The sequence below is a fragment of the uncultured Campylobacter sp. genome (assembly GCF_937959485.1).
GTDB lineage: Bacteria > Campylobacterota > Campylobacteria > Campylobacterales > Campylobacteraceae > Campylobacter_B.
Genome location: NZ_CALGPY010000004.1, coordinates 196267 through 215487, shown reverse-complemented (window position 1 = coordinate 215487; position 19221 = coordinate 196267). Strand labels below are relative to the sequence as shown.

At 48.7% G+C, this 19221-nt stretch carries 13 protein-coding genes and 1 pseudogene; 2 read left to right on the top strand and 12 right to left on the bottom strand.

What is annotated here, in order from left to right; genetic code table 11:
- Position 1 precedes the first annotated feature (1 nt).
- The 10 genes and pseudogenes from cysE to Q0380_RS01615 form a co-directional block, all read right to left on the bottom strand.
- Positions 2-697 carry a serine O-acetyltransferase gene (cysE, locus tag Q0380_RS01660; RefSeq protein WP_298051497.1) on the bottom strand — a complete coding sequence of 232 codons (696 nt, stop codon included), beginning with the start codon at positions 695-697 and terminating at the stop codon, positions 2-4.
- The gene (gene speA, locus Q0380_RS01655; protein WP_298959361.1) at positions 694-2532 is read right to left on the bottom strand and encodes a biosynthetic arginine decarboxylase; all 1839 of its coding nucleotides are present in this window, start codon (positions 2530-2532) and stop codon (positions 694-696) included. Before speA ends, cysE begins: the two co-directional genes overlap by 4 nt.
- On the bottom strand, positions 2529-3770 hold the full coding sequence (hisS, locus tag Q0380_RS01650) for a histidine--tRNA ligase (RefSeq protein ID WP_298959359.1): 1242 nt from the start codon (positions 3768-3770) through the stop codon (positions 2529-2531). The genes speA and hisS overlap by 4 nt, the downstream gene beginning before the upstream one ends.
- Before the next feature lie 531 nt (positions 3771-4301).
- Positions 4302-4784: a hypothetical protein gene (locus tag Q0380_RS01645; protein WP_298959357.1), complete on the bottom strand. Its 483-nt coding sequence runs from the start codon at positions 4782-4784 to the stop codon at positions 4302-4304.
- A 213-nt stretch (positions 4785-4997) separates the two neighbouring features.
- A pseudogene (gene recG / locus Q0380_RS01640) lies at positions 4998-6284 on the bottom strand (ATP-dependent DNA helicase RecG); the annotation flags it as partial.
- A gap of 2274 nt (positions 6285-8558) precedes the next feature.
- On the bottom strand, positions 8559-9818 hold the full coding sequence (locus tag Q0380_RS01635; RefSeq protein WP_298959354.1) for a pitrilysin family protein: 1260 nt from the start codon (positions 9816-9818) through the stop codon (positions 8559-8561).
- Between the two features lie 41 nt (positions 9819-9859).
- Positions 9860-10537 carry a hypothetical protein gene (locus tag Q0380_RS01630; protein WP_298959352.1) on the bottom strand — a complete coding sequence of 226 codons (678 nt, stop codon included), beginning with the start codon at positions 10535-10537 and terminating at the stop codon, positions 9860-9862.
- A gap of 13 nt (positions 10538-10550) precedes the next feature.
- A complete protein-coding gene (locus Q0380_RS01625) occupies positions 10551-11600 on the bottom strand; it encodes a dehypoxanthine futalosine cyclase (RefSeq protein ID WP_298959349.1) in 1050 nt (349 codons plus the stop codon).
- Complete coding sequence (locus tag Q0380_RS01620; protein WP_298959347.1) at positions 11593-12135, bottom strand: NfeD family protein; 543 nt, start codon at positions 12133-12135, stop codon at positions 11593-11595. The genes Q0380_RS01625 and Q0380_RS01620 overlap by 8 nt, the downstream gene beginning before the upstream one ends.
- Positions 12132-13052, bottom strand: a complete 921-nt coding sequence (locus tag Q0380_RS01615; RefSeq protein WP_298959344.1) for a stomatin-like protein — start codon at positions 13050-13052, stop codon at positions 12132-12134. Before Q0380_RS01615 ends, Q0380_RS01620 begins: the two co-directional genes overlap by 4 nt.
- A gap of 116 nt (positions 13053-13168) precedes the next feature.
- Here Q0380_RS01615 and Q0380_RS01610 point away from each other — a divergent pair, with 116 nt between their 5' ends.
- Complete coding sequence (locus Q0380_RS01610) at positions 13169-14359, top strand: MFS transporter (RefSeq protein WP_298959342.1); 1191 nt, start codon at positions 13169-13171, stop codon at positions 14357-14359.
- 10 nt (positions 14360-14369) lie between these two features.
- Here the strand turns inward: Q0380_RS01610 and Q0380_RS01605 are convergent, their stop codons facing one another.
- The gene (locus Q0380_RS01605) at positions 14370-15521 is read right to left on the bottom strand and encodes an MFS transporter (protein ID WP_298959339.1); all 1152 of its coding nucleotides are present in this window, start codon (positions 15519-15521) and stop codon (positions 14370-14372) included.
- Between the two features lie 101 nt (positions 15522-15622).
- Between Q0380_RS01605 and Q0380_RS01600 the strand changes: the two genes are divergently transcribed.
- The gene (locus Q0380_RS01600; RefSeq protein WP_298959336.1) at positions 15623-16216 is read left to right on the top strand and encodes a hypothetical protein; all 594 of its coding nucleotides are present in this window, start codon (positions 15623-15625) and stop codon (positions 16214-16216) included.
- A gap of 277 nt (positions 16217-16493) precedes the next feature.
- Here Q0380_RS01600 and Q0380_RS01595 read toward each other — a convergent pair whose 3' ends face one another.
- The gene (locus Q0380_RS01595; protein ID WP_291937288.1) at positions 16494-18215 is read right to left on the bottom strand and encodes an ABC transporter ATP-binding protein; all 1722 of its coding nucleotides are present in this window, start codon (positions 18213-18215) and stop codon (positions 16494-16496) included.
- Positions 18216-19221: the final 1006 nt, after the last annotated feature.

The following is a 19221-nucleotide window of genomic DNA, read 5'->3' as shown; positions in this document are numbered from 1 at the left end:
TTTATTTTAATGATTTCAGATACTCTTCGTAGAATTTATTTAGATCCTCGTCCATTGCGGCGATATCTTTTCTGCCGCTACAGATGCACTCTTCCAAAATTTCGATACGCTTGATGAGATATTTGATAAGCTCCTGGCTGATATCAGGAATTTTATTATGCGCTAAAGGATCGCTCTCGCAGCCGCCTAAAATTCTAGCAGGCACGCCTACGGCGGTGCAGTTTGGCGCGATGTCCTTTACGACGACGGAATTTGCGCCGATTTTGGAATTTTCGCCGATGGTGATGTTACCTAATACTTTAGCTCCTGCACCAACTACGACGCCGTTTTGCAGCGTCGGATGGCGCTTGCCGTGCTCTAAGCTCACGCCGCCGAGAGTGACGCCCTGATAGATCAGACAGTTATCGCCGATGATCGCCGTTTCTCCGATGACAAGCCCCGTGGCGTGGTCGAAAAACACGCCCGAGCCGATACGTGCGCCCGGGTTTATATCTACGGCGGTGATTATGCGGCTAAGTCCGCTGATCGCGCGAGCAATGAGCTTAAAACCTCGCTCGTAGAAAAAATGCGCGAAGCGGTAATTTATTAGCGCCCAGACACCGGGATAGCAGAAAAATATCTCAAATACGCTGTTGCATGCGGGGTCTTGGCGCAAGGGCTCGGTGAAGTCCTGTTTTAAAATTTGCCAAAAACTCATTTGATCGTCTTTAAGTAGCTATTGTCGTTTAAAAATAGATATAGTTCGCCCAGGATATGCTTTTTCTCTTTATCTCCGATAAGATTTGATTTTTCGACGCGCTCGTTTAGGCTTTCGCGGATATCTACTACGTCGTAGTCCATATCCTCCAAGATGTCGATGACCGATTGAGATTCGATAAAGTCCTTGATCTCAAAGCCGCCGTCATCGCGCAAGATCACGGTCGCTTCGGTGGGGTGTGCAAAGAGGTTGTGGCTCATGCCAAGCACCTCCTGATAGGCACCGACAAGAAAAAAGCCCAAAAAGTACTCCTCCTCTTCGGGATCTACGTCGTGCAGAAATAGCGGATTTTTTTGGCTGTCGAATTCTATCTCTCCGTCGCTATCGCAGGTGATATCCCAGATCGACGCCGATAGCGTGGCGCGCTCATCCAGCCTCTCTAGCGGCATGATCGGGAAGTGCTGCTTGATGCCCCAAAAATCTGGCAGGCTTTGAAAGATCGAGAAATTTACCAAATAGCGCTCTTGAGCGTTGCCTAGGGAGTTTAAGAAATTACTATATTCTTGCTTGTTGCCTAAAATTCCATACGCCTTTCGCATTATTAGATGAACCAAAATTTCGCCGTTTGAGCGGTCGATCAGATCGACATATCCCAGATCAAAAAGGGTAAGCACGCTCTCCATATGCGACATGGCGTCGTGCAGATACTCTAGCGCGTTGGACGGCTTTAGAGTTTTATACAGATCGTATAGCTCGGCGACTACCGGCGGATTATCCTTTTTTAGGGCGAGCTTCTCTTCGGCGTATTCTTGGGTAAAAAGCTCCAAAATCGGCGCTACTAGCACAGCGTGGCTGGCGGCTACGTATCTGCCGCTCTCGATAAAGATATCGGGCTCGGCCTCTTTTTTATCCTCTGCGATCGATTTTAGCAGGAAGACCACGTCGTTGGCGTATTCTTTTAGCGTATAGTTGCGGCTGGAGCTTTCTTTGGCTTGGGAGTATTCGATAGCGAGCCCTCCGCCTAAATTTATGGATTTTAAATTTTTCGCACCCATTTTGCGAAGCTCGGTGTAGATATTGCCCGCCTCTATGAGAGCCTTTTTGAGCGGGTGGATCTCTGTAATCTGCGAGCCGATATGAAAATGAATCATCGTAAACTGCTCGATGAGGTCGTTTTTCTTGAGCAAGTTTATCGCCTCTATAAGCTCGGTCGAGGTAAGGCCGAATTTGGAATTTATCCCGCCGCTTTTTGCCCACAGTCCGCTTCCGGAGTTGTGCAGCCTGATGCGTAGCCCGATGAAAGGCTTTGGCGCAAAGCGCTCCTTAGCCGTTTCGATGATAGTTTCAAGCTCATTTAGCCCCTCGATCGTAAGCGTCACGTTATGCCCCATCTCTGCGGCGATGAAGCCGATATTTATAAGCTCCTTATCTTTAAAACCGTTTACGGTAATTGGCGCGCCGTATTTGTTATACGCCATCGCTAGCAGCAGTTCGGGCTTGCTGCCGGCCTCGAGTCCGTATCCGTAAGGCTCGCCGATATCGACTAAATTTTTAACGAAGCCCGGGAATTGATTTACTTTGAGCGGATAGACAGCGTGGAATTTTCCCTTGTAATCAAACTCCTTAATAGCGCGGTTAAAATTTGAGTAAATTTCGACGATCTGCTTTTTGATGAGGTGCGGAAAGCGCAGCAGTATCGGGCCTCGCACGCCGTCTGCGCGTATCTCTTTTATGATATCCACCAAAGGCTGCTTGAAATCGGAGTTTAGGCATAGCTTGCCGCCGTCTATCGTGAAGTTGGAATTCCCCCAAATATTTAGTCCGTAATCGCTCATGCTCTATCCTTAAAAAATGCTTCGACCTCTTTAAATTTAATCGCAAAAGTGGTTTGATCCTCTAAATTTTTACACCACACTTCGGCGCGATCAAACTCGTCCTGTCCGATGCAAAGGCAAAATTTCGCCTCCGCCCCGTCGGCTGCCTTTAAATGCTTCGCAAGCGCCTTGGGCTCGTATGAAATTTGAGTTTTACAAAACTTTCGCAGTTTTAGCGCAAACGAAAACGCCGTGCTTACGAACGCCTCGTCCAGTGCGCCGATATAAAGTCCCTCGCGCGCTTGTGGGCTTTCGCGCGTTTTTAAAATTTCGGCTATTCGCTCGATACCGATCGCAAAGCCCACGCCCGCCGTCTTTCTACCGCCTAAAAACTCCACGAGCCTATCGTAGCGCCCGCCGCCGCCTACGGCGCTTTGCGCGCCAAGCTCGCTTGAGACGAACTCGAAGGCGGTTTTACAGTAGTAATCAAGCCCGCGCACGAGCTTCGCATCGATCTCAAATTTTTGTCCGTTTTGGGTTAAAATTCTTTGCAGCTGTGCAAATTCCGCGGCGCAAGCGTCGTTTAAATTTTCAGTTATAAGCGGCGCAGCGGCTAAAATTTTCTGGCAGCTTTCGTTTTTGCAGTCCAGCACGCGGATCGGATTGGTGTCGATGCGCCTTTGGCAGTCCTCGCAGAGCCTGTCTTTGCGATCTTGCAAGAAATTTACGAGCTTGGTTTTATATGCCGGCATGCACTCCTCATCGCCTAAAGAGTTGATTTTAAGCGTTGCGGAGACATTTAGCTCGCGTAAAATTTGAGCTAACATCAAAATCACACTCGCATCCTCATAGACGCTACTTTGCCCGAAGCACTCGACGCCGAATTGATGAAACTCGCGCAGGCGCCCCTTTTGCGGGCGCTCGTAGCGAAACATCGAGCCTTGATAATAAAATTTATGCACGCCGCCGCTACGGTCTAGCTTTTTTTCGATAAAGGCGCGCACGACGCCTGCGGTACCTTCGGGGCGCAGGCAGACGCTATCTCCGCTTTTGTCGCTAAACTCATACATCTCTTTGCCGACGATGTCGCTGCTCTCGCCGACGCTTCGGCGAAATAGCGCGGTCTGTTCGAGCTTGGGCGTTTCGATGAGACAAAAGCCGTAATTGCGCGCCACGCGCTCGCACACGTTTAAAATTTGCGAGTAGATGCGCGCCTGCTCGCCTGAAATATCGTTCATACCGCGGAGTGCCTTGATCATCTATGAAATCCTTTGTGAAATTTTAAAATTTTCAAATTTTTGCGGCGATTATAGTTAAATTTTCCTAAATTTTAAGCCCTGCCGCTCGCGGTTTTATGTCGGTTTTACTTATTTGCATCGCGCGCCGCGATGATTTTAAAATTTCAAATTTATCTTAAAATGCGGATTGCGCGATCTTTGAGAATTGTTTTAAACGATCGCCGTTTATAAAATTTACGGCGCGACGATCGGCGGGCGGCTTCTAATATTGCGTGCTGAGAGTTTGCAAATACAAGCGCCAGGCTTATAAAAACAGCGCGCCGTTAGGTTTAATATATCGCGCGCTGCGCAGCGGTTGGATTTTAAAATTTAATTTGCGATGCGTCGCGTCGGCTCGCGGCATGCTATGTAAAATTAAAGCGCCACCGAAATTTACGCACTGTGCAAAATTTAACGCATTGCGTAAAATTTTAAATTTTACCGCACTGTCGATCGCACGCCGTTTCGGATTAGGCGTCTATTTTAAACCGGCTAAGCTCGGCGGTAAAATTTCTACTTCGCTGCTTTGAAGCTCAAGAATTCCTCGTAGCGGCGATCGATGATCTCTTTGATCTCGGCGTAATTTTGCGGCGAGTTTTCTATGTAAAAATAGGCGTTGTCGAAGTTCTTATCGCCGAATTTTCGCGCGACGAAGTCGTCGTAATCTTGCAAATACCAGCCGTGCGTTTTGGCAAATTTCGTGCGGTCCGTGGTGTAGTAGGCCTTCGCAAAGGCCTTGCCCGCGGTGTTTAGCTCCTCGCTGCCTAGCACGCCGTCCATGGCGCCAAAGAAATACCCGCGATAATCAAAGCTATCGTCCATCTTTGCTATATCGTCCGCGAAATCCGCCGCGAAGTCCTTGGAATAGAGCTTGCGCTCTATGCACCAGCGGAAGAAAAATGCGATGTGCGTCGCGCCGTTTTCCTGCGGGATATCTGTCGGCGCATTTTTCGCGCCCCAGTGCCATTTTGCCTTGTCGTAGGTCACGTAAGCCATTTTGCTCTCCTTTTTTTTGAACTTTAAGTTGCATAAATTTTAGAAATTAAAAGCAAACGACGCTTGGTAAAGCTCTAAATTTTATCCGATGCAATCTGCGCCGTGAAATTTCAAATTTTATATCAGATCGCCCATTACCTCATAATCACATTCGCTTCGTAAAATTTTGCCGAGACTAAATTACGTTTAAATTCTATCGCATCTCGTAGAATTTCATGCACCCCGTCCTATGTCTTTAAGTCGCTGTTTTGCCGCAGCCGTCACGTCCTCTTCGTAATCATACCACGCAAACATCGCGCCGTGCTGCACCGAGCCGCCGAGTAGATCGCCTCCTTGGCGGTTTTTCAGATCGATATTTGCGACCTTAAATCCGTCCAGCGTCGCTGCGAACTCGCGCAGGCGCTGCGGCGGGGATTTGAGCTTGGTGTAGAGGTAGCAGCGCCCCGCCTGACCTTTGCGCCCGACGCGTCCGCGCAGCTGATGAAGCGACGCAAGCCCCATCCGCTCGGCACCCACGATTAAAATGACGCTAAGTCGCGGCAGCGAGATACCCACTTCGACGATCGTCGTAGTTATCAGCAGCCGCCCCTCGTCGCGGAAGCGGCGCAGGACATCCTCCTTGTCCTTGTCGCTGCCGTGAGTGATCATCACGTCCGCAAACTGAGCCTTCCAAAACGGCGTCGCCTCTTCAAGGCTTTGATAGACCGAGCTTTCGCTTTGCTGCACGAGCGGATAGACGATGATCGCTTGATTGCCCGCAGCGAGCTCGCGGCGCAGATCCTGCATAAAGCCCGCAAATCCGTCGTTTTGCAAAATTTTGGTTTTGATCTGCTTTTCAAACGGTAGCTGTTTTAAAAAGCTAAAGCTCACGAGCTCGGACTGGATCATGCTTAGCGTGCGCGGTATCGGCGTGGCGCTAAACTGAATGAAATGCGCGCGAAACTCGCCGTTTTCGGTGAGGCGCGCGATCTTTTCGCGCTGATTCGAGCCGAAGCGGTGCTGCTCATCGACCATTATGAGATTTGACGGCGCGAGCTCGTGGTAGAGCAGGGCGTGAGTGCCGATGATAAGGTGCGCGCCTGCGAAATCGGGCTCGCGATCGCCGCTTTTTACGAGCAGGACTTTGATCTGCGGCGGCAGCAAACGGCGCGCCTCGGCGTAAATCTGCTCGGCTAGGATGCTCGTAGGCGCCATCAGGTAGCTGATGCGCGGATAGTTCATCGCCGCGCTCGCGAGGATGACGAGCGTCTTGCCGCTGCCTACGTCGCCCATGACGACGCGGCGGCGCGCCAGAGGGCTTTGCAGATCGCTAGCAATGTCCTTTATCGCGGCTAGCTGATCGCGCGTAGGCTCAAAAGGCAGCGAAGCGAGCCAGTCCGAAATGTCACTCAGCGGGTAAATTTGCGCAGGGAAGCTCGTTTTTTTCGTGCTTAGCTTTTGCAAGTAGTTTAGAATTTCGACAAATTTAAGCGTGCGTAAAATTTCAGCTCCGCTCATCTCTGCGACGGCTGCGGCCCGAGCGGTCTTGGCGGCATGTATAGTTCCAGCGTCGCTTGCAATTTGAGCGATTGTAGGTATGGCGGTCGTAGCTTTAGCGGCTGCAATCTGGATAATTTCAGTTTGATAATGCGTAGGTTGCACGGCACAATCGCGCGAAGCGCTCATCGGTGCGGCGAGCGCGTCCTGAACAGCCTCGGCGGCGCTTGCAGTCTGAGCGATCGTAGGCTCTGCGGTTACGATCCGCGCGGCTACTACCGTCTGAAGATTTTCGGTTTGATTACACGTAGGCTGCACTCCCGTAGCTTGTGCGCTCAAAGTTTGGGTAGTCGCGGCTTGCGCGCTCTCTGCTTGGCTTGAAGTTTGAACCGCTGCGGATCGCGTACCTACGTCCTGGGTACTTAAATTTTGTTGTGCGACTATGGCTTGCTCGGCTACGGACTGCTCGGTCGCGATATGCTCTAATATGGATTGCGCGGTTGCAGCTTGAACGTCTGCTGGCCGTGTCACTGTTTGGGCGATGGATACTAGGTCGTTTGAAATTTTATCGTCGCTTGCAGCCGCTTCATTATCGGCATCGGCTTTGAAGTCGTTTGAAATTTCATCTCCGCGCGCCTCGGCGCCGTATGCGGCAAGAAAACCCTTATCGCTTTGAACGCTAAAATTTTCGTCGTTATAAATCTCCGCGCCGCGCACCCAGGACTGATCGCCGTCTAAAATTTTATCGCTCGCAATCTCGTCGTCACGGAGGCTTGGGGGGAGTGAAGTTTCCGCACCCTTTGGAATTCCGCCGCTTAAAATTTCATTCTCCGCGTCGTGCTTTGTTCTGTAGGCAAGAACTCCGCCATTTTGCGAATGGATTGAAATTTTATTGCCCAAAATTTCATCATTTTGCGATCTGCCGTTTAAAATTTCGGCGGCGGAGCTTTGCGAGCTTGGAATTTCACCGTTATCCGAAATTCCGCCGTCATTTAAAATTTTGTCGCTGCTTGAAATTCCGCCATTTAAAATTTCACTGCCGCTCGGAATTTTATCGCTGTTTGAAACGTCGTCGCGCTCGCCGAAATTTTCCGCGCCGCCCTCCTTGAGCTGCCTATTTAGCGCGGCTAGCATTCGCACGCTGCGCGGCGAGCTCTCGTGTAGCGCAAGCAGTACTGCCGCCTCGTCCGCGCGCAGTCCGCAGGCTAAAAGCGCATCCGCGCTTAGATATTTTTTGATCAGCTTTTGCGCCGCGGCGTCGCTCAGCGCGGCTTTGTATTTGGGCGCGATCCTGCCCGGCTCGCTTACGATTTTTGGATTTACGAACTGCCACGAGCCGAAGCTTTCGTCGCATTTGCCGTGGATGAAGAATTTTTTGCCGCGCTTAAAGGCGCCGAAGTGCCAGCTTTTGGCATTGAAGATCACTATTTTGATCTCGCGCTCCCAGCTGAGGCAGTGCGCCGTGACGATGAGCATCGAGCTGCGCCTGTGCTGGAAGAGGCACTCGACCTCTGCAGTGCTCTCGCCCGCGCGGGGCGCGTCTCTAACGCTTAGATCGTCGAAGCTTTTGGGCAGAAGCAGCGCCAGATCCAAAAGCGTCGTGATGCCCGCCTTTTGCAGTGCCGCCGCGTCTTTTGCTTCAAAAATCAATTTTCATCCTTTAAATTTGATAGGCGTTAAGCCCTTGCGCTACGAAATTTTATGCGCCGAAGCGAAATAGCCCGCCTAAATTTGATCGAAATTCTATGCGCCGCGCCGAACGCTTGCCAAAATTTGCTCGGAATTTCATCCATTGCGGCAAATTTGCTCGCCGGCTGCGCCTGTAAATTTTACTCGTTTGCGCGTATTTTGTTTGGCAGCTGTATCTTTGCGGCGTGCACCCGGTTTTAAAACGGCGCGCGATCGCTTTTGAAATTCATAGCGCGATTTGCAAACCGTACGATCCGAAAGATATGCACGCGCACAGTCTTTTAAATTTCACGGCGCGGCTTACAAACGGCTTGTGAAATCGGGCTTTGGTTTTGCGCGCTGAAATTTTACCGAGCCGTGCACGGCGCGCCTTTAAATTTAGCCGCCCTTATAAGGTTTGCAAATTTAACAGCTTCTGCAAAGCCTCGCAAAGTTTTAGCGCGACGCAAGCGCGGTTTTAAATTTAAACGCAAGCCGTCCGCAAATGGAGCGAAAAAGTAAAATTTAGCGCCGCCCGCGCCTTAATATCGTCCGCGCCGCTTTACAAATTTTAAAATTTACCCAAATTTTAGGTAGGTCGCAGGTATGCACTAGCTGTGCCGCGACGGGCTAAATTTCAAGCCCCTTTTTCGCGGCGGCCTCGTCGCAAATGACGGAAAAACTTAGGTTCATGATCTCGTCGTGCGACTTGATGAAATCATTGAGCACCCCGAGTTTTAGCGTCTCGATGCGCTTTAAATTTCGCTCGAACTTGCCGAATGCATAGCCCTTGTAATACTCGCTCTGCGCGATCGCTGCGCGCTTAAACATCGTCTCTTTTTGCAGCACAGCGCTTCCGATCAGGAATTTTTTTGCGCTTTTCAACTCCGCTTCGCTCACGCCCGAGGCGATAAATTTCGCGATCTCCTCTTTTACGAGCGCGGCGGCGTTTTGTAAATTTTCGTTTTTGGTTTGCAGATAGCCCCAAAACTCGCGGCGGCTAAGCTCGAAATCGCCGCGCGCATAGACCGAGTACGCAAGCCCGTGCTTAACGCGGATACGCTCCATCAGCCTGCTGCCGAAACCGCTGCTTCCGAGCACGAAAAGCGCGGTGTTTGCGATGAACTCCTGCTCCTTTGGCAGCGCAAAGGGCGCACCGAAGTAGATGTAGGCCTGCTGCGTCTGCTCCTTTTGGATCTTTATCTTTTTCGCATCGCTCGGCGTGAAAAACGGCAGCTCGCGCTTTTTGCCGCTTGAAAAGAGGCTTAGAATTTCCGCGATTTTCGGGTTTTTATCGCTCACGTCGCCGCATAAAACGACGTATAAATTCTCTAAACTTAACGAGGCAAAAAACTCCCGCACGTCCTTCATCGTGATCCGCTCTATGCTCGCCTCGTCGCCTATGAGCGGCTGAGCGAGCCTCGTGTGCGGATACAGAAGCGCTTTTAGGTTGCACGTCGCGATGTAATCGAACTCGCTTTTTAGCACGGCGATCTCGCCTATGGTTTGCATTTTTAGTTTTTCCAGCACCGAGGGCGTTAAATTAGGCTCACTAAGCAGCTCTCGCAGCATATCTAGGCCGAAATCGAAATGCTCTTTTAGGCAGTTTAGCTGGATGCCGAAGGTTTCAAAATTGCTCGCGGCGCTGATTTCGACCGCGCGGATATCGAGCTTGCGGTGAAATTCGCTCACCCCTAGCGTCTTTGAGCCCTCGCCCAAAACGCTCGCGCAGATACGCGCAAGGCCAAGGGTCTTCTCGCTCACCGCGCCGCTTGCTTTGAAAATTAGCTTGAAGCTCGCCACCGGCAGCGAATTATCGAACTGATATAAAAAGTCGATTTTAGCGCTTTTGCCGCCTTTGGTCTTAAGTGAAATCTCTTTTTTTTCCATACGTTTATCCTTATATAATTATATTTTTATTATGTTAGTAATCACGCAAAATCAAACTCTTTCAGATCATACTTAATCCAAGAAATATCAATATCTTCAAATTGTTCTTTAGAGATTGAATATGAATACGGGGGAGCTGGTTTTTTGCTATCAGAGAAAATTTTATTGAGCTCAAATTTTAAATGTTTATTTCCAATTGTAGCTCGCAATGAATTTTTCAGTACAAACTGAACAGTATATAAACCGTCGCCATTTTTTTTCATAATATCAAAATTTTTTAATGTCAATAATATATATGGAATCATCCAAATTTCTAAATTTTTATAGTAATAAATATTCCTATTTTTAGCAATCTTTTCTAATTCATAAAATTCTGAAAATTTAAATTTATTATTGATGATATCTTTACAAATAGCATAAATTTTTTTCCTATTTTCTTGATTTTTTAGTTCATCCAAAATCTTTCTATTTTGGAAATCATAGTCTGGAATTTGAGCAGCTTTTTTTGTATCCGATAGTTCGCAATTTTCACTGTGCTCTGGATGATTAAATCTAGCTTTAACTTCTAAGCTATGTATGCCATATAATATCAGTTTCCTACCACAGTTAGGACACACTGGATATATAAGCCCTTGTTCATATTCACGTGAGTATAATCTATAAAATTCCTCTACTGTTATTAGGGTTTGAGAATCTTTATTTGTGATTGCTTTATTCATATTGTCTCTTTAATTAAGCGTAAGTCTCCAAAATATCGTAGTTGGTGTTGCGCTTGGCGGGTATTTCGCCTACGTCGCGGATCAGCGCTATCATCTCATCCTTGCTCATCCGAAAGCTTGCGCCCGCGGCCTTTACGACGTTTTCCTCCATCATCGTGCTTCCAAGATCGTTCGCGCCGAATTTCAGCGCCAGCTGCCCGATGTAGCTGCCCTGCGTGACCCAGCTGCTTTGGATGTTTTTGAAATTATCCAAAAATAGCCGCGAGACGGCGAGTAGGCGCAGGTAGCGGTTCGGGCTTTGCTTTTTGATCTTGGGATGCTCGCGCAAAAGGCGGGTGTTTTGCCCCTGAAAGCTCCACAAAATGAACGCTCGAAAGCCGCCCGTGCGGTCTTGCAGCTCGCGGATTTTATCCCAGTGCTCTACGATCTCGCGCGTACTTTCAAGCGTGCCGAACATCATAGTGGCGGTCGTTTTCATACCGATACCGTGCGCCTCCTCGTGCACTCTAAGCCACGTGACACTGTCGCTTTTACGCGGCGCTACGAGGTCTCGCACGCGGTCGCTTAAAATTTCGGCTCCGGCTCCGGGCATCGAGTAGAGCCCCTTAGCTTGCAGTCTGCGAAGCACTTCGAGCGTGCTGATGCCGCTAAGGCGCGCGATATAATCGATCTCGATCGCCGAGAAGCCGTGGATCGTGATACTCGGGTAATTTTTGTGGATGAACTCCACCAGATCCTCGTACCATTCGATTTTCAACTTCGGATGGACGCCGCCTTGAAATAAAATTTGCGTGCCGCCCACAGCGATGAGCTCCTCGATCTTTTCGCTAATCTGCTCAAAGCTCAGCACGTAGGCGTCCGCGTCGCTTGCGTGGCGATAAAATGCGCAAAATTTGCAATCTATCATGCAGGCGTTGGTGTAGTTTATGTTTCGATCGATGATGAAGGTCGTGACGCGGTCCGGGTGCAGCTCGCGCTTGCGCGCAAACGCCGCGCGTCCAAGCTCGTTCAGATCGGCATGTTCGATTAGCTCTAGCGCCTCATCGGCGCTCATTCTAGCCATTGGCTCCCTTTAAATTTGCATCGTTCGCGGCGGCATTGGAATTTTTATCGTCGGCACTCGTGCTGTCCGCGTCGCTTAAATTTGCGTCGCCGTCATTTAAATTTACGCCGTCTGCGCTGCTAGAATTTCGACTGCTATCTTTTTTTAGCACGATCTGGCCGTTTTTTACGCCTAAAATTTCGACGCGGTCGCCCTCGTTAAGCTCTGAAATTTCATCGCTTTTCCAAAACGTGCCTTTGAAATAGACCATGCCGTTTTTGACGGTGCCGGTGCCGCTTTCGTCTAAAAAATTATCCTCATGTTTCTCTTCTGGTTTGAAAAAGCGCGATTTTAGCGGCCTTTTAAATGCGATCAGAAGCACGAAAGAAAGCACGAACGAAAGCAGAATTTGTACGTCCCAATCAAGATGAAAACCGAAGCTCAAAAGCCCCGTGATGAAAAATCCGGCGCTGAAAAATATAAAGGTAAAATCCATCACCAAAAGCTCGACGATCGCCAAAATCACGCCGATTATGATAAAAATCAGCGCGTTCATTTGAGCTCCTTCGCGCCGTTTTTGCCGAGGAATTCTTTAAGCACGCTAAGAGAGCCGATAAGCTCGCTCGTTTCGTAAGGCACTATAATTTTATCCTTGCTAGGGTTTTTGGACAGCTCGCTGAAGGCGTTTACGCGACCCTGCGCGAGCAGGTATTCCGCCGCAAAGCTGGAAGCGCTCATCGCTAAATTTATACTGTCCATCGCGTCTTTTTGACCTTGCGCGAGCGCGATCTGCTCATATTTTTTCGCATCCGCCATACGCTCGATCGCCTCGGCTTCGAGCACCTTCTCCTGCTTTAGCGCTTCGGCGTTTCGGATGAGAGCCGCTTTTTCGGCCTCGGCTTTAAGCTCGATCGCGCGCTTTTCACGCTCAGCTTTCATCTGCATATTCATCGCCTCTTCGATGCCGTGCGGTACCGAAATTTCGGAGATCTCCACGCGCATGATCTTTACGCCCCAGTTATCCGCGGCGTCGCCCAGAGCGATTTGCAGCTTGGAATTTAGCTGATCGCGCGAGCTAAGCGTGCTGTCTAAGCTCATCTCGCCGATCGCGCTACGTAGCGTCGTCATCGCTAAATTTGAAATCGCGCGGCGATAATCCTCGACGTTGTAAAGCGCCATCTTACCGTCGATAACCTTCAAAAATACGATACCGTCGACGCTTATGTTGACGTTATCTTTAGTGATGACTTGCTGCTTGCTGATGTCCACGAGCTGCTCGCGCACGCTCATCTTCGCGCGTACCGCGTCAAAAAACGGCACGATGATGTGAAAGCCGCCGTCGAGCACCTTGTGAAAGCGACCCAGCCGCTCGATGATTAAAATTTCCGATTGTGAGACGATCTTGACCCCCATCTTTAGAATTGCCGCGATGAGGACGCAAAATACTATTACCGTAGTTACGAACCCTTCCATTTTCACTCCTGAATTAAAATTTCGCAATTATAGCATTTTTAGCTTATTTTGGCTTTTAAGGCGCGCCGTGATACAATCGCTCTAAATTTTTATAATTAAATACGGGATAAAATTTTATGATCAGATACATCGTCCTGCTTCGACATTCGTGCAACTACCGCCTGCTCTTTTCGGCGGGTTTTATATGTATGTTCGGCTTGTGGTTTTCGGTCGTTGGGGTCGCTACGCTGCTGATTGAGCTTGGCGCGCCGGTATGGGCGATCACGGCGGTAGGCGTCGTTTCGTTCGTGCCGAACGTTTTTTTAGCGCCCATCAACGGCATCATCGTGGATAAATTTCAACCAAAGCCCCTGATGACGGCGATGTTTATAATCGAAATGATCAGTATTTTCATGCTGATTTTTATCGATAGTTTGGATTATCTGTGGCTGCTGCTTCTGATCGTGGTCGTGCGAAGCGTCGCAGGCACGCTGTTTTTTCAAACCGAATCCTCCACGCTGCCGAAATTTCTAAGCCGCCCCTATCTAAAGCTTGCTAACGAGATGACGGGCATTATCTGGACGATCACATATACTTTCGGTATGGCGAGTGCGGGTATTTTTATCCACTATTTCGGCGTGCGAGCGGCGTTTATTTTGGATTTTTGTTTATACGTTTTTTCGTTTTTTATCCTGCTGCGGCTAAATTTTAAAGACCTCGCAAGAAATGCGCCAGAGCCGGTGTTTAAGATGCTGAAGGAGGGCTTTTCTTACCTGTGCTCGCATCCTTTGGTGGTGCATCTCATCGTCCTTCACGCCTTCGTCGCCGTCACTACTTACGACAATCTCATCGCGCTTCTTGCAAAATACCGCTACAAAGAAATTTTAAGCGCCTCGCTAGTCATCGGGCTTATGAATATGTCGCGCTCGGCGGCTGCGTTTTTTGGACAGATATGGCTAAGCAAGATCGTGAATAAACATACGTTTTTTTGGCTATTGCTGGGGCAGTTTGCGGGCATCGCGCTGTGGGCGGTGCTGGAGTTTAACTACTGGCTTTCGTTTGCGGGCATGATCGCGGCGGGATTTTTCATCACGACGGTGTGGTCGTATTCTTTTACGCAGCTGCAAAACCACGTCGATAGGGAGTTTTTCGGGCGCGTCATCGCTTACAACGATATGGCGTATTTCATCGTCGCCACGCTTGTGTCGGCTGCGATCGGATTTTTTTTCGAGCTTGGATTTTCGCTTTCGCAAATCACTTTCGGCATGGGTTTTATGTTCGCAATCGCGGCGTTTTATTATAAATTTTTGATCTACGAAAAAATTTAAAATTTTAAAGCTATCTTTTCGGCGCGATCTCGGGGCGGAAGATAGCAAATATAAATAAAAAGCTCATCGCCGCAAAAAATACCCATATAAAGCCGTTTGCGCCCAAAAATTTCATCATCGTGCCGATGATCAAAGGGGAGCAGAGCGACGCGCTCGAATAGATAAAGAGCATCGCCGCCGAAATTTGCACGCGAGATGCGCCCTCGCCGGTGATGGAGTCGTTTGCGCGCGCAATGGCAAGCGAATATAAAGGAAAGGCGCCAAATCCTAACATCAACGCAAGTGCGCACGTTAGGATGAAGCTCTTGGCAAAAAATAGCGCCGCGCAGGAAGCAAGACCTACGGCGCAAACTATCATTATGGCGCGTTTGCGACCAAACTTATCTGAAATAGTGCCGCAGACGAGCTGCGCTAAGAAGCCTCCTGCCATCGCCGATCCCATAAATGCACCCACCGAGCCCACTCCAAGCCCCGCGCTTAGCACGAAAACGCTCGCCATCGAAAAAAAGCCGTTAATCAAAATGCCCGCGCAAACCACCGTCGCAAACGCAAGCGGCGGCACTATTGAAATTTGCGGCATCGAAACTCGCATGCGAGCGGGAACCCTAGGAGGGTTGAAGCGGATTAAATTTACCGGCAGCAGCGCTAGGATGATAAAAAATGCGCTTAGCACGAAAACTTTCATCGTTCCGAAATTTAGCGCTAAAATTATAACTCCTATCGCAAACGCGCCGTAAAAAACCGCTTCGTAGATCGCGAGCACGCGGGAGCGGATAGTGTTTGTGATCTTTGAGTTGATCCAGCTTTCGATTATCATCAAAAGTGCGTAGTAGCAAAAGCCCAAAATAAAGCGCAAAATCGCCCAATACACGAAGTTTGAGCCAAGATCATGCAGCATTGCAGCAATTCCGAAAAGCGCCGTAAAGACCGCGTATGCCCGCACGTGCGTTAATGCGCCGATTATCGAAGGCACGAAAAAGCCGCTAAAGATCGCTCCTAAAAAGAAAAACGCCGAAATTAATCCGATCTCAAGCTCGCTGTGGCCGGATTCTTTTAGCATGATGCCCGCGCTTGCGATGACTAGCGCGTCGCCGATAAACATAAAGAAAATCCCCAGAAATAGGGGGCTTAGCGAGCGTGCCGCGCGCATAGATTCAAACAATGACTTTTCCTTGGAATTAAATTTGACGTATTGTAGCCTTTTATTGATTAAAGCTCGGTTTTTATGGCAAAATATTTGAAAAAAATTTTGAAGGAGCGGGTATGAGATTAAAAATTTTAACCGCATTTTTACTGGCGGCGATATTTGGCGGATGCGCGGCGTTTCGAGGCAAGGTATATATATTGGAGGATCCCAAGGTAAAGGAAGCATATAGCGCGATAGAGTTACCGTATAGCGTTAAGATAGATGGAGAAACTTTTACCAGAAAGTATAAAAATCTTGCGGCGGCATATTATTTTTTAAACGGTGAGGAAGGATTTGGCTGGAGTAAGCTCGTATCTATATCATATTTCAACGACGTAAAAAATATCGATGAGTATGCGTATGGGATATATCAAGCGATCGAAGAGGCCAATGCGGGAAAAAAACAAGAGGATCGACGCTCCTTCGGCATTTTAAAGACCAACCATACGCAAGCTATAATAGTACTCCTCAATCCGCCCGCCCCCGGAGATCCTAATTTCAATAAATATGAAGTCGATCTAATGGTTGCAGATATGCAAAGCTGCGGACTTGTACTTGTGCAATACGCGAAAAATTTCGATTCGGATAGGGATTTTAAAAAGATGCGAAAATTTATAAAGGAAAATAAAGCTAAAATTTTACCGCAGATGCCTAAGATAAAGTGCAGGTAGCGCCGAAAAGCCCAGTGTGCGATAAAATTTTACCGCAGCGGTTTTAAAACGGCGCGAGCGTTTAAATTTAGAGACGAGCCACAACGAAGCGCTGAAATTTTGAGATAAATTTTAATCCGGATAAAAAGCTCGGTAGCCAAAATAACAATCCGCGCGGCTAAATTTCAAAATAAAATTTCAATCCTTGCGGATAAATTTATACGGTTTACTTCAAAGATAAAATTTCAAAATTTCATAGAGCAAAACCGGGGTGCAAAAGGGGTAAAATTTTAAAGCTCTAGCCGTTTTGCATGATCCCCTTTAGGCTGCGATACTCCTCGCATTCGCCCGTTAGCTTCGCGTCGGTGCCGATAGCGAGGATGCGGCCGTTTTTCATCACGGCGATATTATCGGCGCGCTCGATCGTGGAGAGGCGGTGGGCGATTACAAAGACGATTTTGCTTTGTTTGATCTTTTCGATGACGTTTGAGATCTCCTTTTCGCTTGCGTTATCCAGCGCCGAAGTCGCCTCGTCGAATATTAAAATTTGCGGGTCCTTATACAGTGCGCGCGCGATGGCGATACGCTGGCGCTGCCCGCCGCTAAGATTTGCGCCGAACTCGCTAAGCACGGTGTAAATTCCATCCTTCATCGAGCTTACGAACTCATAGGCGTTGGCGAGCTTCAGCGCTTCTATGACGCGCTGCTCGTTAAATTCCGCGCCGTAGCTTACGTTTTGCGCGATCGTATCGTTAAAAATATAGACGCGCTGGCTTACCAGACCGATATTTTCGCGCAGACTAGGGATGCTAAACTCGCCGATCTCGTCGTTGCCGTTGAATAAAATTTTACCGCTGCTTGCATCGTAAAAGCGCATCAGAAGGTTCACGACCGAGCTTTTGCCGCCGCCGCTGTTTCCGACGAGCGCTAAAATTTCGCCCTTTTTGACGCTGAAGCTTATATCTTTCAGCGCCGCCTTGTCGCCGTAGTTTAGCGACACGTCGCAAAAGCTCACCGAGCCTATCTCACCCATCTGCTTGCCGCCTCCGACGATCGTAGGCTCCAAGTCTATCAGCTCAAACGTCCGCTCGCTCGCTGCGATAGCGTCTTGCATGTTGTTGTAGAGCGATGAGACCTTTTTTATCGGCGTGTAAACCATAAAAAGCGCCGTAAGGAAGCTAAAAAAGCTGCCGATGCTCATCTGGCCCGCGATAACCTCCTGCCCTCCGACGATGATCACCACGGCGATGCCCACTGCGCCTAGCATCTCCATGATCGGGCTTACCAGACATGTCGTTACGACCGCCTTTAAATTTAGACCGAAAAATTTCTTGTTTTCGGCGTTAAATTTCTCCACCTCAAAGCTTTCGGCATTGCTTGCCTTGACGATTTCGATGTTGGAGTAAATTTGACTGAGCGCCGAGGAGATATCGGAGGTTTTCTCTTGAGACTCGCGCGAAATTTTTTTCATCCGCTTTGCAAGGCGCGAGAGCGGATATATCGCGCACGGAAAGACCACGAGCGCGAAAAACGAAAGCTTTGGGCTCTGATAGATCACGACGCCCAAAAGCCCCAAAATCGTAATGATCTGCGTGAAAAAATCGGGGATCATATTCGAAACCACGACGCGGATACGCTCGATGTCGTTGATCGTGCGGCTGATGAGCTCGCCCGTGCGGAATCGGTTGAAAAAATCCACGTCCAGTCGCACGAGGCTTGCGACGAGCCTATCGCGGAAGCGGCGCACCGTGTCTTGACCGATGAAGGCGGTGAAGTAGTTTTGCATAAACGCGCCGCCGCTTTTCATCGCAAAAACCACGATGATCGCGATCGGAAGCGTATAGAGATACGGCTCGTTTTTTTCGACGAAAATTTTATTTAAAACGGGCTCGACCAGCTTAGCGCTCGCAGCGGTCGCCACGCTCGTCATCACCATACCCAAAATCGCCAATGCAAACTGCGGCTTGTAATCCCTAAAATAGGGCTTAAAGCGCGATAGTAAAGTTTTAAAGCCGTTCAAATGCTATCCTTTTTTATAAAATTTTTAAAATTTAAAATCCTAAAATTTATGAAATTTTTAAAATTTAAAATCCAAAAATTTATGAAATTTTAAAATTTACAATTCCAAAATTCTTGAAATTCCAAAATTTATGATTCTAAAATTCCTTAAATTTTAGAATTTCCAACCCCCAAATTTCTAAAATTTTAGAATTTCGGCCGCGAGGCAGCACAAATTTGCGCTTCGCAAGCTCACTAAATCAACTCGCTCGCATGCGGCGACCGTGCGGGCGACGCCGAGATTTAGCTTTTTTATTTGCTACTTTCGAAGCGTAAAGCGCTTTAAAATGGCTTTTGCGCATCGCAGAGCGGTTTTTACATTACCATTTTTAAAGCGCAAGGCGCCTTAAAAGCGAGCGAGTTTTTATTCATCGCGATTTCTAAACACTTTCGCACGTCATAAGCGTTAAATGCTTTGAGGCGCCATAAAGCGCTACAAAGTGCCGTATCGTAATTGCATCGCGTTATATCGCTATTTTGCAGCGCCGCGCCGCATTGCGCTTTTGCGCCGCCGCACCGCCGAATGAAAATCGCAGCCTGTCTTGTGGCTTTGCCGCTACATCAGCCGTATCGACAAATGAAATCGCGACTTTCGTCGCTGCGCGCACCCGCGTACAATATTGCCATAAAAATCACGCGGAAATTTGCGCGTTGCGGCAACATATTCCACTGCACCTAGTCGCGTTAAAATTTACGCACAGGCTGCCGCAGTGCTACTTTCACTGCGCTGCATCGCAACCTTGCATCGCCAATTGCCATAAAATCGCACTAAAATTTACGCACAGACAAGCCGTAGTGCACCGCTGTAACGCGCCATATCGCGCCGCCGCATCAGCCGCGCCGACGAATTAAAATTGCGTCCGCCTTGCGCCTCTGTCGTCGCGTCATGCTGCACATTGCATCACTCCTGCGCCGCACCACTAAATAAAATCACGCCGCCGTATTGCGATGCCGCAGATAAAAATCGC